24 protein-coding genes are annotated in these 25,313 nt (G+C 46.7%); 16 read left to right on the plus strand and 8 right to left on the minus strand.

The window, feature by feature from the left end:
• Positions 1 to 84: 84 nt before the first annotated feature.
• The 3 genes from FGT79_RS12515 to FGT79_RS12525 all read left to right on the plus strand — a co-directional run bounded on the left by FGT79_RS12515 (position 85) and on the right by FGT79_RS12525 (position 2,525).
• Positions 85 to 1,245 (plus strand): LLM class flavin-dependent oxidoreductase, encoded by a 1,161-nt coding sequence (locus tag FGT79_RS12515; RefSeq protein ID WP_138753156.1) that lies wholly within the window; start codon positions 85 to 87, stop codon positions 1,243 to 1,245.
• Between the two features lie 162 nt (positions 1,246 to 1,407).
• Complete coding sequence (locus FGT79_RS12520; protein ID WP_138753157.1) at positions 1,408 to 1,713, plus strand: chorismate mutase; 306 nt, start codon at positions 1,408 to 1,410, stop codon at positions 1,711 to 1,713.
• Positions 1,714 to 1,760: 47 nt separating this feature from the next.
• On the plus strand, positions 1,761 to 2,525 hold the full coding sequence (locus FGT79_RS12525) for a DUF3891 family protein (protein ID WP_171056215.1): 765 nt from the start codon (positions 1,761 to 1,763) through the stop codon (positions 2,523 to 2,525).
• 54 nt (positions 2,526 to 2,579) lie between these two features.
• On the opposite strand, the gene FGT79_RS12530 is transcribed toward FGT79_RS12525, so the two are convergent.
• The 4 genes from FGT79_RS12530 to FGT79_RS12545 all read right to left on the minus strand — a co-directional run bounded on the left by FGT79_RS12530 (position 2,580) and on the right by FGT79_RS12545 (position 7,401).
• Positions 2,580 to 3,707, minus strand: a complete 1,128-nt coding sequence (locus FGT79_RS12530) for a Ger(x)C family spore germination protein (RefSeq protein WP_138753159.1) — start codon at positions 3,705 to 3,707, stop codon at positions 2,580 to 2,582.
• Positions 3,704 to 4,804: a GerAB/ArcD/ProY family transporter gene (locus tag FGT79_RS12535; protein WP_171056216.1), complete on the minus strand. Its 1,101-nt coding sequence runs from the start codon at positions 4,802 to 4,804 to the stop codon at positions 3,704 to 3,706. Before FGT79_RS12535 ends, FGT79_RS12530 begins: the two co-directional genes overlap by 4 nt.
• Entirely contained in the window at positions 4,801 to 6,306 is a 1,506-nt protein-coding gene (locus FGT79_RS12540; RefSeq protein ID WP_138753161.1) for a spore germination protein, read from the minus strand. Before FGT79_RS12540 ends, FGT79_RS12535 begins: the two co-directional genes overlap by 4 nt.
• A gap of 153 nt (positions 6,307 to 6,459) precedes the next feature.
• A complete protein-coding gene (locus FGT79_RS12545; RefSeq protein WP_138753162.1) occupies positions 6,460 to 7,401 on the minus strand; it encodes a ribose-phosphate diphosphokinase in 942 nt (313 codons plus the stop codon).
• A 276-nt stretch (positions 7,402 to 7,677) separates the two neighbouring features.
• Here FGT79_RS12545 and FGT79_RS12550 point away from each other — a divergent pair, with 276 nt between their 5' ends.
• The 9 genes from FGT79_RS12550 to FGT79_RS12585 all read left to right on the plus strand — a co-directional run bounded on the left by FGT79_RS12550 (position 7,678) and on the right by FGT79_RS12585 (position 16,476).
• A complete protein-coding gene (locus tag FGT79_RS12550; protein ID WP_138753163.1) occupies positions 7,678 to 8,910 on the plus strand; it encodes a multidrug effflux MFS transporter in 1,233 nt (410 codons plus the stop codon).
• Positions 8,911 to 9,010: 100 nt separating this feature from the next.
• A complete protein-coding gene (locus FGT79_RS12555) occupies positions 9,011 to 10,669 on the plus strand; it encodes a sensor histidine kinase (protein ID WP_138753164.1) in 1,659 nt (552 codons plus the stop codon).
• Positions 10,666 to 11,325 (plus strand): response regulator, encoded by a 660-nt coding sequence (locus tag FGT79_RS12560; RefSeq protein WP_138753165.1) that lies wholly within the window; start codon positions 10,666 to 10,668, stop codon positions 11,323 to 11,325. The genes FGT79_RS12555 and FGT79_RS12560 overlap by 4 nt, the downstream gene beginning before the upstream one ends.
• Before the next feature lie 161 nt (positions 11,326 to 11,486).
• On the plus strand, positions 11,487 to 12,113 hold the full coding sequence (locus FGT79_RS12565; protein WP_138753166.1) for an FMN-dependent NADH-azoreductase: 627 nt from the start codon (positions 11,487 to 11,489) through the stop codon (positions 12,111 to 12,113).
• Between the two features lie 147 nt (positions 12,114 to 12,260).
• The gene (locus FGT79_RS12570; protein WP_138753167.1) at positions 12,261 to 12,857 is read left to right on the plus strand and encodes a TetR/AcrR family transcriptional regulator; all 597 of its coding nucleotides are present in this window, start codon (positions 12,261 to 12,263) and stop codon (positions 12,855 to 12,857) included.
• Between the two features lie 45 nt (positions 12,858 to 12,902).
• The gene (locus tag FGT79_RS12575) at positions 12,903 to 14,345 is read left to right on the plus strand and encodes a DHA2 family efflux MFS transporter permease subunit (RefSeq protein WP_138753612.1); all 1,443 of its coding nucleotides are present in this window, start codon (positions 12,903 to 12,905) and stop codon (positions 14,343 to 14,345) included.
• Positions 14,346 to 14,525: 180 nt separating this feature from the next.
• On the plus strand, positions 14,526 to 15,476 hold the full coding sequence (locus tag FGT79_RS12580; protein ID WP_138753168.1) for a carbon-nitrogen hydrolase family protein: 951 nt from the start codon (positions 14,526 to 14,528) through the stop codon (positions 15,474 to 15,476).
• Between the two features lie 45 nt (positions 15,477 to 15,521).
• The gene (locus tag FGT79_RS31115; protein WP_171056217.1) at positions 15,522 to 15,668 is read left to right on the plus strand and encodes a hypothetical protein; all 147 of its coding nucleotides are present in this window, start codon (positions 15,522 to 15,524) and stop codon (positions 15,666 to 15,668) included.
• A gap of 124 nt (positions 15,669 to 15,792) precedes the next feature.
• On the plus strand, positions 15,793 to 16,476 hold the full coding sequence (locus FGT79_RS12585; RefSeq protein WP_246096406.1) for an HNH endonuclease: 684 nt from the start codon (positions 15,793 to 15,795) through the stop codon (positions 16,474 to 16,476).
• Between the two features lie 68 nt (positions 16,477 to 16,544).
• On the opposite strand, the gene FGT79_RS12590 is transcribed toward FGT79_RS12585, so the two are convergent.
• Positions 16,545 to 17,549, minus strand: coding sequence for a LacI family DNA-binding transcriptional regulator (locus FGT79_RS12590; RefSeq protein ID WP_138753170.1), 1,005 nt, complete (start codon positions 17,547 to 17,549; stop codon positions 16,545 to 16,547).
• Between the two features lie 383 nt (positions 17,550 to 17,932).
• On the opposite strand from FGT79_RS12590, the gene FGT79_RS12595 reads away from it, so the two are divergent.
• Positions 17,933 to 20,479 (plus strand): beta-mannosidase, encoded by a 2,547-nt coding sequence (locus FGT79_RS12595; protein ID WP_138753171.1) that lies wholly within the window; start codon positions 17,933 to 17,935, stop codon positions 20,477 to 20,479.
• A gap of 254 nt (positions 20,480 to 20,733) precedes the next feature.
• Entirely contained in the window at positions 20,734 to 21,885 is a 1,152-nt protein-coding gene (hisC, locus tag FGT79_RS12600) for a histidinol-phosphate transaminase (RefSeq protein ID WP_246096408.1), read from the plus strand.
• Between the two features lie 53 nt (positions 21,886 to 21,938).
• Here the strand turns inward: hisC and FGT79_RS12605 are convergent, their stop codons facing one another.
• Positions 21,939 to 22,682 carry a CAP domain-containing protein gene (locus FGT79_RS12605; RefSeq protein ID WP_138753172.1) on the minus strand — a complete coding sequence of 248 codons (744 nt, stop codon included), beginning with the start codon at positions 22,680 to 22,682 and terminating at the stop codon, positions 21,939 to 21,941.
• A 283-nt stretch (positions 22,683 to 22,965) separates the two neighbouring features.
• Here FGT79_RS12605 and FGT79_RS12610 point away from each other — a divergent pair, with 283 nt between their 5' ends.
• Both FGT79_RS12610 and FGT79_RS12615 read left to right on the plus strand, forming a co-directional pair.
• Positions 22,966 to 23,166, plus strand: a complete 201-nt coding sequence (locus FGT79_RS12610; RefSeq protein WP_053377054.1) for a cold-shock protein — start codon at positions 22,966 to 22,968, stop codon at positions 23,164 to 23,166.
• Between the two features lie 68 nt (positions 23,167 to 23,234).
• On the plus strand, positions 23,235 to 23,465 hold the full coding sequence (locus FGT79_RS12615) for a cold-shock protein (RefSeq protein WP_138753173.1): 231 nt from the start codon (positions 23,235 to 23,237) through the stop codon (positions 23,463 to 23,465).
• A gap of 163 nt (positions 23,466 to 23,628) precedes the next feature.
• Here FGT79_RS12615 and fabV read toward each other — a convergent pair whose 3' ends face one another.
• Together fabV and FGT79_RS12625 are read right to left on the minus strand one after the other, a co-directional pair.
• Positions 23,629 to 24,819 (minus strand): enoyl-ACP reductase FabV, encoded by a 1,191-nt coding sequence (gene fabV / locus FGT79_RS12620; protein ID WP_138753174.1) that lies wholly within the window; start codon positions 24,817 to 24,819, stop codon positions 23,629 to 23,631.
• Positions 24,820 to 25,024: 205 nt separating this feature from the next.
• Positions 25,025 to 25,234, minus strand: coding sequence for an alpha/beta-type small acid-soluble spore protein (locus FGT79_RS12625; protein ID WP_138753175.1), 210 nt, complete (start codon positions 25,232 to 25,234; stop codon positions 25,025 to 25,027).
• Positions 25,235 to 25,313 lie beyond the last annotated feature (79 nt).

The raw sequence follows: 25,313 nt of genomic DNA on the forward strand, positions 1-25,313 counted from the left end.
TTGTCTAGCGCTAGGCTTCTTATCTTGACGAAATTAAATTACTTATGTATCATAACTTACGAATAGTAACTACCGGCGAATGAAATGAATAATAGTTTAATCGTATTAAAAAGGACGAAAGTGGTGTTTGTCATCAAAGAGGAAACAGAGATTTCAGGCTTACTTCGTACAGAGAAGCAGCCAAAAGAATTTGAGTTCGGCATATATACGCTGGGAGATTTAAGTCCAAGCCCAGTGGATGGCTTCATACCAAATCCGCGTGCGCGCATGAAAGAAATCGTCGCGGCTGCTATGCTGGCAGATGAAGCAGGTATTGATGTATTCGGCGTGGGAGAGCACCATAGGCTCGACTTTGTGCTTACTTCCCCGCCTGTCGTGCTAGCTGCCATTGCACATGCGACAAAAAGGATAAAGCTCACAAGTGCTACAACTGTGCTTGGCACGTCGGATCCTGTGCGAGTGTTCGAGGATTTCTCTACTCTCGACCTATTGTCAGACGGACGAGCCGAAGTGATTGTAGGTCGCGGCGCTTATATTGAATCCTTTCCGTTGTTCGGTTATGAACTAAGTGATTATAAGGAATTATTCCAAGAAAAACTCGGTTTGCTGCTTGAGTTGAACGAGCATGAACGGATCAGCTGGACTGGCAACTTTCGTTCTGCGCTGATTGAATCTGAAATATCTCCGCGGCCTTTTCAGCCCCGTTTGCCTTTATGGATAGGTGTAGGCGGTACCCCACAAAGCGCGGAGCTTGCAGGCCAATCAGGAGCAGGAATGGCGCTCGCCATCCTTGGCGGAGATCCAGCGAAGTTCAAGCCTCTTGTAGAGACGTACCGAAAAGCAGGTATTCAGGCTGGACATAAGCTGGAGGCACTGCAGGTTGCGATAACGAGTCATGGTTATATTGCAAATACGACGGAGCAAGCGATGAATGACTATTATCCTCATTATGCTAACTATGTCAGCAGGTTTATGAGCGGGCCCGGCCAGAGTGCGCTAATGTCACGCGAGCACTTCGATACGCTTGCGGACCCTCTAAGCGCTTTGGCTGTCGGAAGTCCAGAGCTGCTTGTTGAGAAGATATTGGCGCAGCATGAGCTGTTCGGGCATAATCGATTTATGGCACAATTCGATATCGGAGGTATGCCGTTTTCCAAGGTAGCTTCATCTATTGAGCTGCTAGCGACAAAGGTTATGCCGGTAGTTCGCAAGGAGCTGCGGAAGCGGGCATCGAAAACGGATTAGAATGAACTTCCATTATGAGGTAAAAGACTGGTACACGCTGTTACTGGAGCGGGTAACAGTCTTTGCTGTGCTTACTTAGCATGCGATATGTAGACAATCTATAGCTGTTTCTGCCGCAGAGATGGTACAATATTAGGAAACTGACAGATAAGGGAGAGGCATATGAAGGCTTCCAAACTAGATGAGTTAAGACAAGGCATTGATCAATTGGATCATGAAATGATTACTTTACTTGCGAGGCGGTTTCAATTGACTGAAGAAGTGGGTATTTATAAAGCAACCCATAAGCTTGCTGCACAGGATGCGGGCCGCGAACGTGAACAATTCGAGAAGATTAAGAACTTAGCCGCGAGCAGAGATATGAATGAGGAGTATGCTGCTGTCATTTATCGCTGTATTATGGATTTGGTTATTGATAGGCATAAGGAAATTAAGCATGAACAGAGCGCCATCACCCCTGTTGGATAGTTGAGGATAACGAATTCGTTTGTATATTCATAAAGAAAGGAATGGTTATGTTGATCGTGTACGAGAGAGAAAATTCCTTCATCTTAATAGCACAGCATGACCATGCGAGAATTTGTGGCGATCTTGTTGCAGCTTGGAAGAATGAACTTTTCAGCAGCGAGGATCGGCGTGAAGAACTGAATTTGGCTGCTTACGAGCATGACAGCAGCTGGACCCAGCTAGATCTTCTTCCATTGTGGAATGATGCCGCGCAAGCTCCGTATTCCTTTCGAGACTTTCCAGGAAATATACGCTTCACTTTTTATTCCAAAGCGCTTGATTGCCTTCAGGAAACGAGCGAATACGCGGCTCTCCTTGGCAGTATTCTATATACGACGCTAGCCGAAAGATTCCGGAATGAGTACACGATTCCGTTTGTTGAAGGCGAATTTGCAAGGCAAAGCGCAATACTCGAGAGGCTCCAGCTGGAAGTGAAGCTGCTTCAACAGCATGCCAAGGCATTGCTGCTATGTGATGAGTTGTCCCTGTTTGTTTGTATGGAACAGCCAGGTACGCCTCGCGCGAGCTATGAGTGGTTTGCCGAGGGGTTTTCCTATTGGTTTGATCGTTCAGGTCAAACCTCTATGGTTGCCGATTGGAAGGATGAATGGACGATAGAACTTCATCCATTTCCGTTCATACAATCGGTTGAATCCGTGTTGTCTTATAAGGAAGTGAATAAATCGGCAGCAGCCGAGCTTGGCATTGCGGAGGCCTATCGGAAGGCGGAGCTCCGCGAGCAAGGTATTCGGTTTGTTCCTCAATTTGATTAACGAGAGAATACGTAAATAGAGGCGATTCCCGCAAGCTTGGGGAATCGCCTCTATTCATTTCACAGGGCCCATTGCACCGATCGTTAGATCAACCTTGACGTTAATCTCGGAGCGGGAAATGGCTTCGCCCCATTCGTCCTCCACCTGCTTGAAATGCTCATATTGGTAGGCTCTTGCATATACACCTAGCCCAATGGGATCGATTTTGTGTTTTTTCAGTTTTTCAATGATGCCTTCGATTTGCTCCTGCATCAGACTGGAAATTTGCTTTTGAAGCTTAGGTGAGTCCTTAGTTATGTCGATGGGAAAGATATGCTCTGATAGTCCGACTGTTGTTTTGATATGAATATCGAATTTGAATTTTTGGTTGGCATAGGCTGTTTTAATCGATGTTTTGACTTTTCCGCCTGTGAAGCTCAGCATATTCGTCGCGAATGGCCCTGTTTGAGGCTTATCTGGAATAAGGTACGATAAGCTGAAGCCGGGATCTGCTTGTTTCTGAAGAATGTTGAGTAGGATGGTCTCCTGTGCATTCAAGGACATCATGTATTTGCCTCGTTCGTTTAATAATGCACTCCCTTTTAGCTGGATCTGTTTGTTGACTACTTTAACCTCAGCTACGTATGGTGTTACACCTTTGTCCATAAATTGTCGATGAAGCTCCTGAGCGGTAGTGGAGTAGGTTTCCGACTTTGTAGTTTTCGTATCGACCATTCCCCTTAGTATTATGGGCAAGAGAGGCTGATCGGGTGGATTCAAGTAAAGCAGCTCTTTTACGGAACCATCAACGACTATGATTCGATCGGTAATTGTGTTGCGGGCATCGCGGAATATAACATCGAGCATCGGAAACCAATCGTTATATTGCAGCAGATGTCTGCCTATTAAGAGAACTTGATAATTTCTTCCTTGAACAGAACCGGCTGTTTGCGAATCTTGCAGCGCTTTGGATTGACGGAGAGACTCGGCCTCGCCGGTAATTTCTTGGCTTTTTTTCTTAATGTTTTTGCTGTAGACGGGCGCAGTGGCGTAGAAATGAAATTTCTCGTCTTGATCTAGGTCAATGCCGAGTGCGAGCGGCGTCGAGGCATTCTCTAAACTTAATTGATCGCCGCAGGCAGATAAAATCAAGCATCCCATGATCACGATGAGAGAAGCGAATGGATGGCTCTGCTGCTTCATAAGGCATTCCTTGGGCGATAACGATTATATATCGTGATAGCTATTAACAGTATGCTTGGCAAGACATACTCCATGCTGAATCCGAACCAGGTTAGGAAGTGTTGAATTTTATCGCTTTGATTGAAGGTCGGCATGTAGAAGAAAGTGCCTACAATCAGAACGATACATAGGACGCGAAGCGGTGTGCGATGGCTGTCTAATTCAAAAACTAGGCTCATGCAGTAGGAAACAATATACATGGACGGAATCCACACCAGCGAGAAAACAAACAAATAGAACGAAATGAAAGGGATCTCGATTCGCTCGATGAACCGGAACTCGATTGTTTTGAGAATACTGATGATCGGATCATTATAGAACTTGGATTCATGCGGACTATAGTAAATAAAGCAGATGATTGTAATGAACAAATAAACGGTCGTCGTAATCATATTCGAAATAAATAGGGCGGGTGCGGCTTTTTCTTTGTTTTTCAAATACGGATACAAAATAAATACGGCCGCAAGGCCCAGTGTGGGATAGATGGTCGACTTTACGGCGTATAAAACAGGTAGGAAGCCTTCTTTGAAGAAAGGCAGTAAATTAAGCCAATGGGCATACTTCAGCGTGAACAAGTAAACAAAGGGCAGCCAGCATGAAATGACGGTGACAAGCTCTGCGTATCTGCCGATAATTCGCGGACCGCCAAGTGCAATCTTATAAGCGGGAAACAAGAGCAACAGCATGAGTACATAAGCCTGCGTGTTCGGCATAAGCCAAATTTTCACGATAAGGATAGCGCGAACTAGGCCATCATACATCAGATTCAGGAAATAAAAGGCCAATGCCAGCGCAAAGGCTTTTCCGATCCATTTGCCCATCATAGCGCTGACAGTATCAATCAACGTTCTACCGGAGCAGCTTCTCATTACCGCGACGATAATGTAGCTGCATACCAGGTTTAGGATAAAGCCAAGCGGAAGAGCAAGCCAGCCGTCAGATCCTGCAGCTTCTGCCAGTTTTCTTGGCAGGGAGAGGACCGCAACACTGATCTGAATGCCAGTGATGATAAGGACGAATTGTGTGTATGTAATCGAATTTTTGTCCGTATTAATCAAGGCTGCTCCTCCTTCGGCATGCTGGTGTTTTGACGCGTTTCTTGTTTGGGAGACGTGCTTCGGGGACGCTTGTCCATTAGCCACAGCGGCACACGCACGATTGTATCCCTCCAGTCTGCGAATTTTACAGGTGCAAGAGGTATCCCATAAGGCATGCCAAGTGATTTGAGCGTCAGCAAATGGGCAATCATTGTCATCAAGCCTACTATGATGCCTACGAACCCAAACAGAGTGGCGAGAATCATTAGCATAAAGCGAATTAAACGAACGGCTGCGACCATATCATAGTTCGGCAAGATAAAGGATGAAATGGCAGTGAACGCTACGACGATAACCATGACGTTGCTGATTAATCCGGCCTGAACGACCGCTTGTCCAAGCACGATACCGCCAACGATACCAACCGTTTGTCCGACTGGAGCAGGCAGGCGTACGCCTGCCTCGCGCAGCATTTCCAGCGTAATTTCCATGATGATAGCTTCTACGAATGGCGGAAATGGTACTTGGCCGCGTGATTCACCAAGAGTGAGCAGCAGCTTCATGGGAATAATCTCAAAGTGATAGGACACGACCGCGATATAGAACGCAGGCAGAAAGGCAGCGGTAATAAAAGCGAACATCCTCAGCAGACGCAGGAAAGTTGCGATTGACCAACGGGTGCTGTAATCGTCTATGCTTTGAAAGTAAGAGAAAAAACTAACTGGTGCGACCAGCACGCTTGGAGATCGGTCTACGACAACGACACATCTTCCTTGCAATAGCTGTGATGCTGCAGAGTCAGGACGCTCCGTCAATACGAACTGCGGGAACAAGGAGAATGGGTTGTCCTCGATAAGCTCGGACAGCTCACCTGTATTTAGAATAACGTCTACATCTACCTGCTGAATGCGCTTCTCCATATCAAGCAGCAGCTCATTGTTCATCACATCGGCCAAATAGAGAATAGTAACATTGGTCTGACCGCGTTCTCCGACGACAAGCCGTTTCATTTTCAATTCGCGGTTTGGAATATATCGGCGAATCATTGCGATGTTCAACCCGCTCGTTTCTACGAAGCCCTGATGGGCTCCTTTCAGAGAAGCCTCCATTTGCGGATCCTCGATAGCCCGCTGCGGCCAGCCTCCTGTTCCAAGCACATAAGCATACGTTCGTCCATGTATGAACAATACGCTGCTGCCGTGAAGAACAGCGGTCTCGATGTGATGGAAGTCTGATTGCTTGTCGACATGTCCCACGGTCATGACAAGCTCGTCGCCTGGTTTTCCTGCATCGGATTGGATTTGAAGCGGGTATAGAATGTCATTATTAATAGCGGGTCTATCCGTCAGCCCGTCGATGTAGATTAATGCGGCAGCCTCACCCGTTTGCTTAATCGTAAACGTTCGAATAATGAAATCGGTTGTATCGCAAAATAAACGGTGAACATGCTGGATATTATCGGTGAGTTCTATGCGGATCGGATCAGCATCACCTGACTTATGCTCTTGCGGCTCAACATTCATAGGGAATACTCACCGTCCTGCTTTCTCATTCTCGTAGGCTATATTTTGCCACGCTTTTCCATCGTTATTCACGACAAAAAAAATACCCCCTTGCAAACGATGCAAGGAGGTATCTCTATAGGGAATGGCAGATGAGCAGAATATGCCCGCTGCTTAGGTGCCTGCTTTGAACAAGGTTGCGATCGAACCGCCTTCGGTAATGATTTTGATCGCAGTAGCGAGCAGCGGAGACATAGACAATACGACAAATTTATCGGAGCGTGCTTCACCGATAGCAATCGTATCCGTGATAACAACCTCACGAATGTTCGGATGATCCAGTTTCTCAAGCGCATTGGCGGAGAATAGACCGTGAGTTGCACATATGTATGAATCATGTGCGCCTTTTTTCTTGAGCGCCTCTACAACGTTGACGATTGTACTGCCCGTGTCAATTAAATCCTCGATAATGATCGGTGTCATGCCTTCTACATCGCCAATGATATGCGTAATCTCTGACTGATTGTGCGCAGGACGATTTTTGATCATAATGGCGAATGGGCAATCGAGCAGACCCGCAAGCTTCTCGGCTGTTGTTGCGCGTCCCGCATCCGGGGAAACGACGACTGGATTCTTGATCTTCTTCTCTCGCAAATACGCAATGATCAAATCGAGAGCGGTTAAGTGATCAACGGGAATATCGAAGAAGCCTTGAATCGGATCGGCATGCAAATCAACAGTAATGATGCGGTTCGCGCCAACGGTTGTTAGAACGTCTGCAACGAGCTTGGCAGATATAGGCTCACGTGGTGCAGATTTCCGCTCCTGCCGAGCATATCCGTAATAGGGCATAACGATATTAATCGTTTTGGCTGAGGCGCGTTTGGCTGCATCGATCATGACAAGTGTCTCAATTAAATGCTCGTTGACCGGATGGGATAGCGATTGAACGATAAATACGTCACATGTACGTATGGTTTCTCCGTAGGATACATGAATTTCTCCGCTTTGCTGCCTAGAGATCGCAACATCGCCAAGCGGAAGATTCAGCTCCTTGCAGAGCTCTGCGGCCAGCCTTTGGTTCGAGGTGCCGGAAAATATTTTAATCTTTTGCATGTGGTCCTCCTTAAAAGATAAACAAAATTCATCAAAATACGACAGTCTTTGCTCAATCATAACAAACAAAGCAAAGGAGGACAAATGTTTACAACGGGCGTATAGGAAAATATATGAGTATGCTCATCCTTTTTCTATACGTCTATGCGAAACGTGAGCATAGCCGCCAGAGGACGGCGACAGCCGTTTCACCTTGGAATAACGTATTGGAACGAAGAATGAAAGGTGATAAAGTAAAGTATTGCTGTTTGATTTGAAGAGGGAGAGATGCTGTAAGTGTCTAGTCACAGTCTATTACAAACGAAGAAGATTCAACAATCCAAAGGCACAAGACGATTATGGCTTATTCTATTACTTGGCTCTCTGTCCGCTTTCGGACCGCTTTCACTCGATATGTACTTGCCGGCATTGCCTCATTTGACCGATGATTTCCATACGAGCCCCTCGCTTGTTCAACTCAGCTTAACGGCTTGCATGATCGGTTTGTCCGTCGGACAGCTGTTTTCTGGCGTCTGGAGCGATATTAAAGGCAGGAGGAAACCTCTGCTGTTATTTTTGGCTTTATACGGGCTGTCATCCATATTGTGCGCGATGGCACCGTCTATCGGGATCTTGATTGTACTCCGGTTTATTCAAGGCTTCGCAGGCTCGGCAGGTATTGTCATTTCGAGGGCTGTCGTAAGCGATTTGTATGAGGGGCCAGAGCTCACTCGTTTCTTTGCCATGCTGATGCTTGTTAATGGTGCTGCTCCCATATTTGCTCCAATAGCAGGAGGTCAGTTACTGCGCTTTACCTCATGGGAAGGTGTATTTATAGTACTCGGAGTGTGGGGCTTCCTCATTTTGCTTGCCGTACTATTAGGATTGCCAGAGACGCTAGCTCCAGACAAGCGGCTATCCGGTGGTTTTCGTGAGACGATGAACACCTTCAATGTGCTGCTGCGTGATCGAATTTTTATAGGCTACGCGCTGACACAGGGATTGGTTATGGCCGCCATGTTCGCCTATATCGCAGGTTCTCCTTTTGTTCTGCAAAATATTTATGGAGTTACGCCGCAGGGGTTCAGCCTATTGTTCGCGATTAATGGAGCAGGCATCATCCTATTCGGGCAAGTGACGGGCAGACTAGCTGCAAGAGTAGGCGAGAGAAAGCTGTTTGTTTGCGGCTTAACGATTGCAGCAACGGCAGGCGTTGCTCTTATGCTGCTTGTATGGCTTGACGCGCCTTTGATGGCAATCCTTATTCCATTGTTTCTGGTTGTAGCCAGCGTAGGCATCATATCGACTACCGGATTCGCGCTAGCTATGCAGCGGCATGGACGGACGGCAGGGAGTGCATCCGCACTGCTGGGGCTCTTATCCTTTACACTAGGTGGGATTATGGCACCGCTTGTTGGTCTGGGTGGGAGTGCGAATGCACTGCCGATGGTCTTCTGGATTGCGGCGGCGGAGCTTGGTGCAGTTGCATGTTATTTGGTTTTGGTTAGAAGAACGGCAAGCCGAATCTAGACCGCAATGATGGAGTGGCTGTCTGACTGATAGATCAGGTAAGTCGCTCTTTTTTGGGAAATAGACAGGTGTATAAGGGTTGCCAGAAAGGGGTGAGCGTATGTCTGCGGAAATCAGAGCTTATGAGCTAGTCGCGTTGAAGGAAATTGCGGAGACACTGAATAGCACGAATGACATGGATGACATGTTGAATGAGGTGTTAGCCAAGCTGCTTCAAGTTACCGGTTTTACGACGGGCTGGGTGTTCATGGTAGACAACCACTGCGAGACCGTATGCGTGGCTAGTCATAACTTGCCTGAAGGGCTGGGAGCGAATAATGAAGAAGTGATGTGCGGGTCTTTATGCTGGTGTGTCGAACGGTTTAAGCAAAATAAGCTGGAGCAAGCAGTTAATATTATTGAATGCTCTAGAATTACATATACAATAACGAATAAATTAGGTGACACGGAGGGTATTTCACATCATGCTACTGTGCCACTTCATGCGGGGACTGACCGATTCGGACTGTTGAATGTTGCCCATAAAGGCAAGACTCACTTCTCGGAAGAAGAGCTCGCGCTGTTACAAGCGGTAGCATACCAGATTGGCACTGCAATCAAACGGATACGCCTCTATCAAGTACAGGAGAGGCATGCCCTCCATTACGCCAAGCTTGGTGATGTGATTCAGCGAATAAATGCGATTCAGGATATTAATGACTTGCCGCTCCAAGCCGTTAGGCATATTGGGGATACGTTCAATTGGCAGCATGTCTCGCTCTTTATGTATGAGCAGCAGCAATTATCGCTGCGGGCGACCTATACAGACAAGCATGTGAAGAAAGAATGGCTGTCGCTTGAGATTGACCAAGGAGGAACGGTGAGTACGGCATTCCGTGAGAACCGGATCGTCACCTTATCGGATTGCAATCAGGTTCCGAGCTCATCCTTATCCGCTATCGGCATACCGCCTTTCGCTTCTGCGGTAGCTATTCCGTTGCGCATTAGGAGTCGGCCGATAGGCGTGCTGTTCATTAGCAGCGAGCTAAGGCGGCAATTCGATGAATATTTGGAAGATTTTTTGTACTCGTTAGGCGATCATTTTACTCTGAGCGTAGAGAACCTGCGAGTCTATGAGCAGCGGCGGGAGCTTGCACGAATGGAGGAGCGGAACCGAATGGCGAGAGACTTACATGATTCGGTCATCCAAAAGATATTCTCATTATCGTTTCTGGCCAAAGGTGCGGAAACGGTTCTTGCAGGCAAGGAGCCGATCGTGGAGCGCTCACTTCAAGAAATCAGTCAGCTGTCCCACGAGACACTCAAGGAGATGCGAACACTGATTTGGCAGCTACGGCCGGCGGGCTTAGAGCATGGTTTACTAACAGCACTGAAGCAGTATGGGAAAAACATGGGCTTAACGGTATACGAGAAAGTTGATGGTGTTCGTGAGCTGCCTCGGGCAATCGAAGAGGCATTCTGGCGAATCGGGCAAGAGGCTATGAACAATGTGAAGAAGCACGCAGACACAGACATCGTTCATGTACGTCTTATTAAGTCAGAGCAGCTTGCCAGTATTGAAATTATAGATAAGGGCCGCGGCTTTGCACCTGAGAAACGCAAGGGTAAGCTGACGATGGGAATGCTGACCATGAGAGAGCGAGCAGAGACACTGGGCGGCGAGTTGTCCATTAAAAGCACGAAGGGACAGTTTACTCGTATAAAAGCTAGCATACCGATTGCAACGGAATCGGAAATGTGGAATGAGGAGCGGCAGTGAAGATCAAAATACTGTTAGTTGACGATCATCAAATTGTACTGAAGGGCATCTCGTTTTTTCTTACGATGCAGCCAGATTTCGAAATAGTCGGAGAAGCGCACAATGGGCAGGAGGCTGTAGAGAAGGCCGCCGAGCTCATTCCCGATATTATTCTAATGGATTTGAACATGCCGGTTATGGATGGAATAGAAGCCAGTACGCTGATTATCAAGCATAATCCGAGCATGAAGGTGCTTGTTCTGACAAGCTTTTCTGATCGGAGCCATATTGTACCTGCGCTGCAATCCGGCGCTGTCGGATATATGCTCAAGGATGTAGAGCCGGATCAGCTGGCAGAGGCGATTCGCAGCGCCTATAAGGGGAATATTCAGCTCCATCCCGACATTGCAAGCGCTCTGCTTACAGAGGTAGCGCCTAATCATCCGGCCGCTACAGCTCAGTTGGGTATTGAACGAATGGAGCACCTGACGCCGCGAGAGCTGGAAGTGCTGCAGTTGATTACGAAAGGCATGAGCAACAAGGAAATTGCTGCTGCTTTGACCGTAGCTGAGAAAACGGTAAAAACACATGTAAGCAGCATATTGAGCAAGCTGGAGCTGACAGATCGTACCCAGGCAGCTATTTATGCGGTTCAGTTCATGAAAAGTAGCGAATAAGCTTGCGAAGTAAGACTAAAGTCGTAAGACCATCTCTAAGCCTTAACTGTCTTTTTTTAATTGCTATTTCAGCCTAATTGCCGATGTTTCTACTGCGAAAACTTTATACAATAAAGATACTTACAAAAAGTAAATCACCTATATGTGGAGGGAAACACAAAATGAGTACAGTATTATTTGTTAAAGCAAACGATCGCGGCATCGAACAGGCAACAAGCGTTAAACTATATCATGCATTCCTGGATAGCTACAAAGCTAGCCACCCTGAAGATGCTGTTATTGAGCTTGACTTGTTCAAAGAAGAACTGCCATATCTGAATGCAGATATGATTAACGGTAACTTTAAGGCTGCTCGCGGCTACGACCTGACAGCAGAAGAGTCAGCAGCTGTAGCGGTTTCTGATAAATTTATTAACCAATTTCTAGCTGCTGACAAAGTAGTATTCGCATTCCCGCTTTGGAACTTCACAGTTCCTGCTGTATTGCACACTTATATCGATTACCTGTCGCAAGCTGGTAAAACGTTCAGCTACACTGCTGAAGGTCCAGTTGGTTTGGTCACTGACAAAAAAGTCGCGATTCTTAATGCTCGCGGCGGCATCTACTCCGAAGGTCCTGCAGCTGGTGTTGAGATGTCCTTCAACTTCATTCGCAACGTAATGGGCTTCTTCGGTGTAACAAACCTAGAGAGCGTCATTATTGAAGGCCACAACCAATTGGCTGATCAAGCAGAAGCTATCGTTGCAGCTGGTCTTGAGCAAGCGAAAAAAGTAGCAGCAAGCTTCTAATAAAATCACTACCAAGGAAACAGCCGAGCGAGAGTTCGGCTTTTTTTTGTTTGATGGGATGAGAAATACCAGAATAAAATGGTTGACTTGTTCCGCTCAGAGATGTTTAATTATGTAGACCGATCGTTATAATCGAGGAGTGAATGGATGTCAGAAAAAACAAATACACGCCAAACTATCCTTGAGACAGCAGCAAGGCTTTTTTTCACGAGAGGGTATCACGCAACTGGACTGAGCCAAATTATAAAAGAGAGCGAATGTCCCAAAGGCTCGCTGTACTATTATTTTCCAGCAGGGAAGGAAGAGCTGGCACTGGAGTGTATTCACGGCACGAGAGAGCTTGTTATAGAGAAATGGGCCAGCAAATTCGCAGCCTATGATAAACCTTCTGATGCGGTACAAGCGTTCGTTCTAGATTTGGCGGAGGATGCAGAGAAGTGCGAGTATAAAGGATATATGCCGTTTAGCTTCTGGATGGCGGTAGAAACGTCGTGCATCAGCGAGAAGCTCAGGAGTGCCGGACAAGCCGTGTTTGCTTCATGGCAGGCCGTCATATCGGATCAACTGATCGCAGCAGGGACTGAGAAGGAAAAGGCAAAGGAGATCGGAGTTGTTATCGTCTCCCTGCTTGAAGGAGCCTTAATACTGGCGATTACGAATCGTGACAAGCAGTCGCTTCTGACGGCAGCGAAATGCGTGCCGTACGTTATTAATCAATGCCCATCGTTCTCAAACGAGGGGTAAGAGAAGAAAGATAGATATAGGAGAGTGGCGTGCTTGCAAGCAACAATGACAGAACCGCAGCAAAATGCAGGACAGAAGTTTAAAGTTATTCCGATTATGATTTCATTGTTATTAGCTGGGTTTATCGGGATGTTCAGTGAAACGGCGCTGAATGTGGCGCTTAGTGATTTGATTCAAGTATTTGAGATATCAGCTACGACCGTTCAATGGTTGACAACGGGTTATTTACTTACTCTCGGCATATTGGTGCCGATATCCGGTCTCTTGCTTCAGTGGTTCTCCACAAGGCAGCTGTTTATTGCTGCGGTGAGCTTCTCGGTGCTGGGTACGCTGGTAGCTGCACTTGCTCCAAGCTTTGAGGTGCTGATGACAGCACGTGTCATTCAAGCGGTCGGTACAGCGCTTCTGCTGCCGCTAATGTTCAATACAATACTTATTATTTTCCCCGCTGATAAACGGGGAGCTGCAATGGGCGTAATTGGTTTAGTTATTATGGTTGCTCCAGCAGTAGGGCCTACTATTGCAGGTCTACTTATCGAAAACCTGAGCTGGAATTGGATATTCTGGCTGTCGCTGCCGTTCTTGGTTATCGCCTTATTGTTCGGCATTATGTATATGCAGAATGTATCTACAATCACGAAACCAAAGATTGACCTGTTCTCGCTTCTCTTCTCGACACTGGGCTTCGGTGGCATTGTGTTTGCATTCAGTAGTGCCGGAGAGGGCGAAGGCGGTTGGACGAGTACGAAGGTTATTACGTTTATGATCATTGGTATCGTCTCGCTTATCATCTTTGCGATTCGTCAATTGACGATGAAGCAGCCAATGATGAATTTGCGTGCTTTCAAGCACCCGATGTTTGTTGTAGGAACGCTTATGGTATTTATCTGTATGATGGTTATTCTGTCATCCATGCTTGTACTGCCTATGTACTTGATCAGCGGTCTAGGATTAAGCGCTTTGACAGCAGGACTAATCCTATTGCCTGGCGGACTCCTCAACGGGATCATGTCACCGATTATGGGTGGATTATTCGATAAATTCGGACCGAAATGGCTTGTTATTCCAGGGCTTGCTATCGTAGCTGCCGTGCTTTGGTTTTTCTCAGGCATTACAACGGCATCGACCATTACACTAATCATTGTGCTTCACTCCTGTCTCATGATCGGCATTTCGATGGTATGGATGCCTGCCCAAACGAATGGTCTCAACCAGCTTCCACGCGAGCTGTATCCAGATGGAACGGCTATCATGAACACGCTCCAGCAGGTTGCAGGTGCAATCGGAACAGCGGTTGCTGTGAGTATCATGACGGCTGGCATGAGCAGCTTTATGAAAGATGTTGCTGATCCGACCGATCCGGCCAATGCACCACTGGCTATGACGGCTGGCATACAGAATGCCTTTATGTTCGCGATGGTTGTTGCAATCGTCGGCTTGATTGTGGCCTTCTTTATTAAACGGGTTCATGTTGCTAAGCAGCATTAATCATATAGCTTTATTGAGACGTTGGCGCTTCTGCTAACGTCTTTTTTATTTCCTCTATAAGATTGGCTGGTTATCTTATATGCCAATTGGACGGTTACAGCAGCTGAAGTTGGATGTATGTTTATAGGAACAAGACCACAATTTCAAGTTGTTATGACGTGAAGAGAGGCGACTAAGGATATGGGTGAGCGGAAAGCTAGAGTGGCCGTCGTACAAGCAGCTCCGATCTTATTTGATAAAGAGTCTGCATTTCAGAAAATAGCGAATTTTGCTCAGGAAGCAAAAACGAATGGAACCAAGCTGATTCTTTTTCCAGAGGTGTTTATCGGAGGTTATCCGAGAGGCCTTTCGTTTGGCGCACGAGTCGGCAGCAGGACGATGGAAGGGCGCGAAGAATGGGCTCAGTACTGGAGCTGCGCAATCTCCATTCCAGGTGCCGACACGGATAGACTTGGCGAAATCGCGAAGGAAGCCGGTGTTTATCTGATCATTGGCGTTGTGGAGCGCGATCAGGAGTTCAGTCAATCCACGATGTACAACAGCATCGTCTATATTAGCCCCGACGGCAAGCTTCTTGGAAAGCATCGCAAGCTCATTCCGACAGGCACTGAACGGCTGTTATGGGGGCAAGGCGACGGCAGCACGTTGACGGTTATCGATACACCGTTTGGACGAATTGGCGGCTTGATTTGTTGGGAGAACTATATGCCGCTTGCTCGAATGGCGATGTATGCCAAAGGCATCGACATTCTGGTAACGCCTACCGCCGATGCCCGTCCTGCTTGGCAAGCAACGCTGAAGCACATTGCTTGCGAGGGCAGATGCTACGTATTGTCGAGCAATCAATTTGTAACGAAGGATTCCTATCCACCTAGCTTGCGTGAACATGTGGATTTGGCTCAGGATCCTGACATTCTTTGTCAAGGCGGAAGTGCGATTGTTGGTCCGTTAGGCGAATATGTAGCAGAACCGGCTTACGGAACGGAGGCCATTCTGTATGCGGATTTGGATATGGCATTCGTGATGGCGAGTCGATTCGACTTTGATGTTGCAGGCCATTATAATCGGCCGGATGTGTTTCAATTGCAGGTGAACGAAGCGAAGCAAAGCATTGTAGCTTTTACACCATAAAGTTTGAAACGTCGTTTGCATAAAAACAATAAAGGAGATGATCAGATGGATGTGCCTGTAGGCGTGTGGATTGCGTCGGCTATTATTGTCGGGATACTTGCATGGATAACGTTTTGGATTACGAATAAGGCATACTCGCGCAGATGGGAGGATCATGACACTGACGATAACGGCAATCGTCCCTCATCGTGAGAATGGACTTGTACTAAACGGCTATCTAGTTCACTCCCAACATGTATGAATTAATGCTACAATAGAAGAAAAACATGAGGGGAAGTAATCGAGCACGGCATTCATGCGTGCCTCGGAACATACGATGGATGACACTGAACCTCCTGCTTCCAAGCTTTGCGCGAGCTGCAAGCAGATGAAGCCGCTAGAAGAGTTTTTGCGCCGTACAGGCAAACGCGCAAGTGCAGGTGCACGGCGTGGTGCATGCCGTGCCTGTCGAAAGGCGAAGACGGTGGAGTCTCCGCTGGCAATAATCGCTGATCCAATCAATCAAGAGGATCAAGTCATTAAAGTGAATAAAGTCAATAATGCTAAGCCAAGAACGATTCAATCCCGCAAGCCTCGCAGTTTGTCGCAGAGGCCGTCTATTCCGCTTCCGAACGATCCGGCAGCGCTCAAGACGACGCGACAAGGCACGATCTGGATGAGGGGAAGAACGGATAAAGGGCGGCGATGGTACCAGGAGATTGAGCTGGAGCTTGCCGTAACGCTCATTAAGGAACATGCTGCCGTAATCGTCAATCGTCATACGATACGACGATTGTTCAGCAACAAGGAATTCCGTCGTTACATATTGGAGCGGGATAATTATACTTGTTATTTTTGCGGCGAGTTTGGCGATACCATCGACCATATGCTGCCCCGTGCCAAGGGCGGCCACACGACTCCGGTTAACTGCGTCTGTGCCTGTAACGCATGCAATCAGTCCAAGGCTGATCAGGACGTTCATGTCTTTATGAAAAATGAAGGACCTTTCTCTATGGAATAATTCCTAGGAGAAAGGTCCTTTGTTATGTGTTCAACCGCTTCTGATCGCTATCCTCCATCCTCTATCCGTTATTCGTGAATAATGACTTCAGCTTGAATAAGCAATTTTTCGTAGCTCGTGTTCGGATTAAGAATGCGCCATAGGAGCTTATCTACAGCTCGCTTGCCAAGAAGCTCCTTATCAACGTTAACAGTAGCGAGCAAAGGCAGCTCAGGGTGCGTATTGTCAAACCCAGTAAAGCCAGGGCGATGCGGTATGATTATGTCCATTTGCGCCAACGTGTCTAGTGCTAACTTGGCCGAGAAGTCATTAGCGCATACAAATACTTCAGGCAAGCCATGCTTGGAAACAGCAGCTTTGAAGGTGTCGTGGAACTGCTCCAGTTCTGGACCGATCAAGGAAGTCAGTTGCTTATGCTCTATTCCATGGTCGTCGAGTACCGAGCGGTAGCCAAGGTATCGCTCGTAGTAGCTGCGTGCATCGCGTATATTTCCCAAAAATTGAAAGGTCCGATAGCCTTTCTGAATGATGGAATCTATCATTTCTGCCATGCTGGATAGGTTGTCTGTAAAGATTGAATCACAATGAAAACGGGGATCCATATGATCGACCATTACAATTGGAATACCAATTCGTTTAATATCCAGCAAGATTTGCGTCGAAATCGAGCCCACAGTGATGACACCCAAGATCGCTTCAGGCTTCAGCAATGAAAACATAGAATCATCAGAAGGCTCCGTTAACGTTAGAATATTAATCCCCTGCTGATTCAGTCGTGAGGAGATACCATTAAACACAGGTCCCCAATACGGCGAGTCGGCATTCTGAAACCGAATATTAGGAAAAAGGACGAGGACGGTTCCAGTCCAACTGCGCGATTCAACCGTCTGCAGCCCATTGGCGTGCTGGTCTTGCGGTGCATCCTTGAAATAGCCGAGCTGCTCTGCAGCTTTATAAATGAACTCTCTTGTTTGCGGACTGACACCGGATTTGCCGGAGAGCGCACGGGATACGGCGAACTTGGACAGACCGGTGAAGTCGGCAATAGATTGAATCGTAATTTTTTTTCGCATAGCAATCAGCCTACTTTAGTGAATTTATGGGGCATCGCAGCGGCATGTCCCGATATGCTCGGAAACAAACTGCTTCTATCTATATTACAGGAAACGATAACACAGTAAACGGAATTTTAATATTTTTTTGTTAGGGTTCGGATAAAAACGTTGAAATTATTTTGTTATTTTTGTTATGTCAAAAACAAGCGAATGCTTTTCAAATAGGTTGATATCCAGATAATAATGCAATTTATCAAGAGGGAGATGCGGAAAACACTGTTTTATGAGCTGATTAGAAATAACAAAGTCGTTGACCGTTAGTTTTTATATGATAATATGTTAGGTGAAGATGTCATTTTATCACATAAAAAAATCGGTGCTTTATACTCAGGAGGATCATAATGAAAGCGACACAGCTTATATTGAACAATTGGAAATTCAAAGCCTGTGAGGAAAAAGAATGGATGAGCGCTATCGTTCCGGGCTGCGTGCATACGGACCTGCTTCGAAACGGTAAGATAAAGGATCCTTTCTATGCGACGAATGAGCATGACCTGCAATGGATTGATAAGATAGATTGGGATTATGAATCAAATTTCGATGTGGCGGAAGAACTGCTGCAATTGTCCGTACTGGAGCTTGTTTTCGACGGACTCGATACGTATGCGGACGTTTATTTGAATGGGCAGCATGTGCTGTCGGCAGATAATATGTTCAGAACGTGGAAGGCTGATGTGAAGACAATCGTCAAAGCAGAAAACAATCAATTGCACATTAGATTCCGTTCTCCAGTAAAGGAAGATCTGCCAAAGATCGAAAAACTGGGCTATAATTTGCCGGCATCGAATGATCAATCGGAGCTCGGTGGTTTGGGTGCTGATAAAATAAGTGTTTTCGCGAGAAAAGCACCGTATCACTACGGCTGGGATTGGGGACCGCGCTTCGTTACGAGCGGAATTTGGAGAGAAGCAAGGCTGGAAGGCTGGTCAAACAACAAAATAGCTGATCTGCATATTCAACAGGACGAGGTTACGGCTTCTGGGGCAACCCTGTCTATCCAAGTGGAGATAGAAGCAGAAGCATCATGGAGCGGAACCATTAGAATACGTACAGAGGGACATAGCTGGGAGCAGGAAGCTGTTTTGCACCAAGGAAGCAACTTCATTGAAGTGAAGGCTGTTATTGATCGGCCGAAGCTTTGGTGGAGCAGAGGTCTTGGCGATGCGAATCTGTATACGTTTACAGCTGAGCTTCTTGATGAATCGGCAGTTATCGCGGCCAAATCCGCTCGAACAGGATTACGTTCGGTACGGTTAGTTCGTGACAAGGACGAGAAGGGAGCGAGCTTCTACTTTGAGCTTAATGGTGTGCCTGTATTCGCCAAAGGTGCCAATCATATTCCGAATGACAGCTTCATTACGGATGTAACGGACGAGCGCTATCGGCATGAAATAGTGACGGCTGCGGAATCAAACATGAACATGCTGCGTGTATGGGGCGGCGGGATTTATGAGCAGTCCGTATTCTATGAGCTATGCGATGAGTACGGTATCATGGTGTGGCAGGACTTCATGTTCGCCTGCAGCATGTACCCAGGCGACGAGGCATTCCTGAACAATGTGCGTCAGGAAGCTGCTCAGAACGTAAAACGGCTGCGCAACCATCCTTCGATCGTGCTTTGGTGCGGGAACAACGAGATTGATTCAGCATGGGCTGAATATGATGAGAATGGCGGCTGGGGCTGGAAAAAGGAATATACTAGCGAGCAGCGGAGTGTTATTTGGTTAGACTATCAAACGATATTCCATGATATTTTGGACGAAGCGGTTTCGAAATTTGCACCAACTACGCCATATTGGCCTTCCTCGCCGCTTATATCGCTAACGGGGGACATTAATCAGCACGCGCATCCACTCTCTACAGAGGGTGATATTCACTATTGGGGAGTTTGGCATGCGGTTGAACCATTCGAGAACTACAATGTGAAGGTTGGCCGGTTTATGAGCGAATACGGATTCCAATCCTTCCCCGAATATGATTCGGTCATGACATTCGCTACTGAGCAGGACTTAGCGCTGGATTCAAAGGTAATGCGCGCGCATCAGAAGAACGGTGACGGGAACCGTCTGATTAAAGAGTATATGGATATGTATATGAAGCAGCCAAAGGATTTCCCAGCGTTCCTCTATATGAGCCAAGTGCTGCAGGCAGAAGCGATGAAAATGGCTATTGAAGCACATCGCCGTCATATGCCGTATTGCATGGGTACCCTTTATTGGCAGATGAATGACTGTTGGCCGGTAGCATCTTGGGCAGGTATGGATTATTACGGCAAATGGAAAGCCATGCAATATTATGCCAAAAGAAGCTTTGCGGATACGATGCTTTCCTTCGACCGGACAGAAGAAGGCACAGTACGTGTGCATGCAATAACGGACTTGCTTGCGCCGTTAACAGGTGAACTGAGTTTAACACTATATAATTTTGCAGGAACGGTGATCAAACAAAGCTCGTCTCCGGTTTCAATAAACGGCAATAGCGCGGCGGTAGTCAGCAGCATCAACGAACAGGAATGGTTAGCGGGCTATGAAGCGGGAAGTGTTGTATTGTATGCCGAGCTTGTAAGTGAAGGGTCAGTCATTGACAGCAAAACGTATTACTTCACCGAAGCAAAAAACCAGAAGCTTACTGCAGCCGAGATTCGTATTACAGAGGTGGAAGGCAGCGATGGTACGGCATACAGTCTGGTGACAGATACGCTTGCCAAACAAGTATGGGTTACAGCGGAGCATGAGGGTATGTTCATCGACAATTTCTTCGACCTTATACCTGGGGTAGCCAAGGTGATAGTGTTCCACCACCGAGTGAGCGGAGAAACGACAAGCAAGCGTGCAGCAGCAGGGACTGTGAAGGTTCGCTCCATGTTTGATTTTATATCTGAAAATTAAATTAAGCATAGAAGCGCTGAGTGATGCAACATACGGTCATTTAGCGCTTTTTTATAATAATAGGAAAGCATATGATTTCGCGATCCTTTTTCTATATTTTTCGGAATGAAACGCGCCACGCCGCCAAAGGACGACGACAGCTGTTTCACCTTATGTAATCTAACAGGTATTGACACTATATCACGTTACCACTTGAAAGTGTTAATGTAATATAGTAATATGAACTGATTACAAATGAGTGAAGGTGATTGTTAATGATGGATAAACAAATCGAGATCGAGGTTCGCGCGCGCAAAGCGCTGGATCATATGAAGCCATACTCTCCCGGCAAGCCAGTGTGGGAGGTTCAGCAGGAGCAAGGATTAGAGCGGGTAATTAAGCTTGCGTCTAATGAAAACCCGCTGGGGCCGTCTCCAAAGGCACTAGAAGCTATGAAACAAGCCTTATCAGAACTTCACCGATACCCGGATGCTCAATCGCTGCGACTGAAGCAAGCCATTGCCATTCAGTATCAAATATTGCCAGAGCAGGTTATTGTAACGAATGGCGGGGATGAGCTTATTACGCTTGTATCGGAAACATTTTTGGATGATCAAGATGAGATTATCGTACCTAGTCCTACTTTTAGCGAATATGCTTTCGGGGCGCAGCTGTTGAATGCCCGTACGATCGAGGTTCCGTTGAAAGCAAATTATGAATATGATTCAGAGGCCATTCTGGCGGCAGTTTCAGATCGAACCAAACTGGTTTACTTATGTTCACCTAATAATCCTACCGGCACTTTTTTGAAGAAACAGGACTTAAAGCATATTCTTGATTCGCTTCCAAAACGAGTGCTCGTTGTGGTGGATGCGGCGTACAGCCATTTCGCTTCAGATGAATCTTATACGGATGGACTTTCGTTCTTAAAAGAAGGTTATCCGCTGCTCGTGCTGCATACTTTCTCCAAAATCTATGGACTTGCAGGCATTCGCGCAGGCTTCGGCATTGCCCCGGAGGCGATCATACAAAGCATTCTAAAGGTGAAAGAGCCGTTCAACGTCAATGCATTGGCTCAAGCAGCTGCGACTGCTGCTCTGGGGGATGTAGATCATGTTCACAAGTCACAGCAGCTCGTATGGACAGAGAAGCAGAAATTGTATCATGCGCTAGGTAAGCTCGGCTACGGTTATACGGAGAGCATGAGCAACTTCATCCTCGTGGAGCTTGGAGAGCATGCTGAGAAGATATACGAGCAGCTAATGGCAAGAGGAATCATTGTGAGGTATGGGAAGCAATGGGCCCTGCCACTGCATATTCGCGTTTCTATTGGCACGAGTGAAGAGAATGAATCGCTGCTGACTGCTCTAAGCGAGATAGGGGAACAAGGTTATGTAGGACAAAAGAGCGGAGTTCGATCTTCATAAATTAGAAGCCTGTTCGGAGGAGTGCTCCGGAACAGGCTTCTTTGGCTTGAGAACTATCCGATGAACTCCTGTACCCACGAGCCATTGTAGTAAGCGACACCGATCTTTGAGAAGCTGCCATTCAAAATATTCGCACGATGACCTGGACTATTCATCCAATCATTCATAACACGCTCGGCGGTCGGCTGTCCCTTGGCAATATTCTCACCTGCTGAGCGATAAGTAATCTGAAACTGTTTCATCATATCAAACGGTGATCCATACGTTGGAGAATTGTGATCGAAATAATTGTTGTCGGACATATCTTTAGCTTTGACCATTGCCATATTGGCAAGCTTGTCGTCCATGCTTAGACCGCCAAGACCAGCTTTGGAACGCTCGGCATTGACGATTTGCAAAACCTGCTGCTCGAATTGACCGGTAGTCGCCTTCTGGCCGCTCGGGTTTTGGGTCGTCGGATTCGGAGTGCTTGGGTTTTGGGCGCTTGGATTATTGGTTGAAGGGTTTTGCGTTGTTGGCTGATTATAGCCGGGATATTGCACAGTAGGATTTTGGATTCCAGTGCGATCACCAAACAGCCAATCCGGGAATGTGAACTGTGAGCTTCTCAAAGTTCCATCTGGCTTTCCTGGCGTTGTGGTAGCGACGGATGAGGCACGTGTGCCATATGGTGCGGTAGTGATGAGTGGCGTTTTGTCATTGGCGTACTCATGTGTAGACTGCTTATGCATCATGTTGGAGCCCGACGAACAGCCGGTAACGACTAACAATGCAGCCAAAGCAACGAACTTTTTCATGTACGGACACCTCATATGATTAGGATAGAGTGCTGGTTACGACATTAGATTTGCCCGCTGCAACAGCATCTATTCCGACCGCGCATAAAAGTTTTTGGTTTTTTTGGTTGAGGGCTTGCGTAATGCCGGAGCCTATGATATATTGTTAATACAAATAACAAATTTTAACCTTGAATTCACATATTGAAAAGGGTTGTCATTTGTATAATGATACTTTTCTCAATGTGTGATTTTTAGTTTTTCTGGAAAAAACATGTTAAAAAAATTATTGGAGGTTTTTATAATGGAACAAGGTACAGTAAAATGGTTTAACGCAGAAAAAGGTTTTGGTTTTATCGAAGTTGAAGGTGGAAATGACGTATTCGTACATTTCTCCGCAATCCAAGGCGAAGGCTTCAAATCCCTTGACGAAGGTCAACGCGTTGAGTTCAACGTAACTCAAGGCAACCGTGGACCACAAGCAGAAAACGTTGTAAAACTGTAGGTTTTACACATCAAGAGCCCTTAACATTTGTTAAGGGCTCTTTTTTTAGGCCAAAGGAGGATTGCACGATGTATTTTCGCCGAAAATCGTTAGAAGATCATCCTCAAGCTAATACCGTTATATGGACATGCGAGAACGAAGCCTGTAAGGGTTGGATCCGCGATGAGTTTGCTTTCGATCATGTGCCTGCTTGCTTCCTATGCCACTCTACTATGATAAGAAGCGAGAAAATGTTGGTTGAGCTAAACAATGCCAATAAAGATATGAAATCGCTGAAGCCTGGCAAATTGATTTCTTAAAATATAGGAAAGGAAAGGATTTCGCCATCCTTTCTCTATATTTCTCGGAATGAAACGCGCAGCGCCCTCAAAGGTCGGCGACAGCTGTTTCACCTTGGTTTGTCTATAGGAGTGAGAAAGGACGTTGAATTCGGGTTTCCGAGTTCAACGTCCTTTTTATTGTTTAGCGCAGGTTTTGAATATTCACTTCTGGATTAACGTCTGCTTCATAATCAATGCCATCTGTTTCAAAACCAAATAGCTGGAAAAATTCCCGTCTGTAGCCTTCAAGATCTGATAGCTCGTATACGTTTTCTGTAGACAACTTCGCCCAAACTTCAGCAACCTCAGCCTGAATCTCGGGTCTCATCTCCCAGTCGTCGACACGGATCAGTCCTTTTTCATCGATAAGCGTTTCGCTGCTGTTATATAATCGGTCAGAGAACAAACGGTACATTTGCTCGATACAGCCCTCATGAATGCCTTTTTCCTTCATGACTTTATACAGCGCAGAAATATAAAGCGGAACGACCGGAATAGCCGAGCTGGATTGTGTCACTAGTGCTTTGTTGACAGACACGAAAGCGCGGCCGCCAGCGTTGCCAAGCTGCTCGTTCAAGCGCTTAGCGGTAGCTTCCAAATCGTTTTTGGCAGCTCCTATCGTACCCTCGCGGTAAACAGCGTGTGTAATTTCTGGACCGATGTAGGAATAAGCAACGGTTGTCGCTCCTTCGGCTAGCGCGCCTGCTGCAGTCAGATCATCAATCCACATTTGCCAGTCCTCGCCACCCATAACGGCAATGGTTTGGCGCAGCTCGTCTTCGGTGGCTGGCTCTATTGTAGCTTGTGAAACTTCGCCGCTGTGGAAGTTTACGGTTTTGTTTGTGTATGTGCCACCTAATGGCTTAATGACGGAAGAGAAGGTTTCACCTGTTTTCGGATGCGTACGGCGCGGGGATGCAACGCTGTACACGACAAGATCGATTTGACCAAGCTCAGTACGGATCAAGTCGATCGTTTTCGCTTTGATTTCATCAGAGAAGGCATCGCCAACGATACTGTAGGATTTGCGTCCAGCAGCGGCGGCAGCTTCTTCGAAAGCAGCGGAATTGTACCAGCCTGCAGAGGCTGTGCGAGCCCCTTCAGCAGCTTTGTCAAAGTAGACACCAATCGTGTTAGCGCCTGCGGCAAAGGACGATACGATGCGGGAGGCGAGGCCATAGCCAGTGGAAGCGCCGATGACTAGTACGTTTTTGGGACCTGTAATGGTTGGTTGTGCCTTAACATAATCGATTTGGCGCTGTACCTGTTGGGCGCAGCCCTCTGGATGAGCGGTCGTACAAATAAATCCGCGCGTTTTCGGTTGAATAATCATATTAGAATATTCCTCTCCATTATGGAATTTGCAAGTAAGGGTTATGTAGTGGGACAACTCTATCTCATTTTACCGATTTTTATAGCAGAAGGGAAGTTCTCTCATGAGAACTGCTGTATTTTTTGTGAAGTTAACGTTTGTCTATACGAAACAAATAAGCGCCAAGGCAGTAAAGATGCTGCTCTGGCGCTGAATAATGGGGAGATTAACGGTTTCCTGAGAGCTGCTGCTCTGCGATCTGTACGAGTCTGCGTGTAATTAAGCCGCCTATTGAGCCCATGTCACGGGTCGTCATATTCCCGTAGTAGCCGTCTTGCGGAAGTTGAATACCAAGCTCTTGCGCAACTTCGAATTTGAGTTGTTCAAGTGCTGCACGAGCCTGCGGTACAAGAAGTTGATTGGTGCGGTTTGCCATCTTTTCTCAGCCTCCTTCTTGCATCTATTATGTGGAAGAGGATAGGGGATTATTCGTCTATTCAACCTGAAATTACCGA

The organism is Paenibacillus sinopodophylli (assembly GCF_005930355.1).
GTDB classification, from domain to species: domain Bacteria; phylum Bacillota; class Bacilli; order Paenibacillales; family Paenibacillaceae; genus Pristimantibacillus; species Pristimantibacillus sinopodophylli.

Coding starts and splice junctions, on each gene's coding strand:
- FGT79_RS12515 (WP_138753156.1), top strand. CDS start 85: ATGAATAATAGTTTAATCGTATTAAAAAGGACGAAAGTGGTGTTTGTC.
- FGT79_RS12520 (WP_138753157.1), top strand. CDS start 1,408: ATGAAGGCTTCCAAACTAGATGAGTTAAGACAAGGCATTGATCAATTG.
- FGT79_RS12525 (WP_171056215.1), top strand. CDS start 1,761: ATGTTGATCGTGTACGAGAGAGAAAATTCCTTCATCTTAATAGCACAG.
- FGT79_RS12530 (WP_138753159.1), bottom strand. CDS start 3,707: ATGAAGCAGCAGAGCCATCCATTCGCTTCTCTCATCGTGATCATGGGA.
- FGT79_RS12540 (WP_138753161.1), bottom strand. CDS start 6,306: ATGAATGTTGAGCCGCAAGAGCATAAGTCAGGTGATGCTGATCCGATC.
- FGT79_RS12545 (WP_138753162.1), bottom strand. CDS start 7,401: ATGCAAAAGATTAAAATATTTTCCGGCACCTCGAACCAAAGGCTGGCC.
- FGT79_RS12555 (WP_138753164.1), top strand. CDS start 9,011: ATGTCTGCGGAAATCAGAGCTTATGAGCTAGTCGCGTTGAAGGAAATT.
- FGT79_RS12565 (WP_138753166.1), top strand. CDS start 11,487: ATGAGTACAGTATTATTTGTTAAAGCAAACGATCGCGGCATCGAACAG.
- FGT79_RS12570 (WP_138753167.1), top strand. CDS start 12,261: ATGTCAGAAAAAACAAATACACGCCAAACTATCCTTGAGACAGCAGCA.
- FGT79_RS12575 (WP_138753612.1), top strand. CDS start 12,903: ATGACAGAACCGCAGCAAAATGCAGGACAGAAGTTTAAAGTTATTCCG.
- FGT79_RS12580 (WP_138753168.1), top strand. CDS start 14,526: ATGGGTGAGCGGAAAGCTAGAGTGGCCGTCGTACAAGCAGCTCCGATC.
- FGT79_RS31115 (WP_171056217.1), top strand. CDS start 15,522: ATGGATGTGCCTGTAGGCGTGTGGATTGCGTCGGCTATTATTGTCGGG.
- FGT79_RS12585 (WP_246096406.1), top strand. CDS start 15,793: ATGGATGACACTGAACCTCCTGCTTCCAAGCTTTGCGCGAGCTGCAAG.
- FGT79_RS12590 (WP_138753170.1), bottom strand. CDS start 17,549: ATGCGAAAAAAAATTACGATTCAATCTATTGCCGACTTCACCGGTCTG.
- FGT79_RS12595 (WP_138753171.1), top strand. CDS start 17,933: ATGAAAGCGACACAGCTTATATTGAACAATTGGAAATTCAAAGCCTGT.
- hisC (WP_246096408.1), top strand. CDS start 20,734: ATGATGGATAAACAAATCGAGATCGAGGTTCGCGCGCGCAAAGCGCTG.
- FGT79_RS12605 (WP_138753172.1), bottom strand. CDS start 22,682: ATGAAAAAGTTCGTTGCTTTGGCTGCATTGTTAGTCGTTACCGGCTGT.
- FGT79_RS12610 (WP_053377054.1), top strand. CDS start 22,966: ATGGAACAAGGTACAGTAAAATGGTTTAACGCAGAAAAAGGTTTTGGT.
- FGT79_RS12615 (WP_138753173.1), top strand. CDS start 23,235: ATGTATTTTCGCCGAAAATCGTTAGAAGATCATCCTCAAGCTAATACC.
- fabV (WP_138753174.1), bottom strand. CDS start 24,819: ATGATTATTCAACCGAAAACGCGCGGATTTATTTGTACGACCGCTCAT.
- FGT79_RS12625 (WP_138753175.1), bottom strand. CDS start 25,234: ATGGCAAACCGCACCAATCAACTTCTTGTACCGCAGGCTCGTGCAGCA.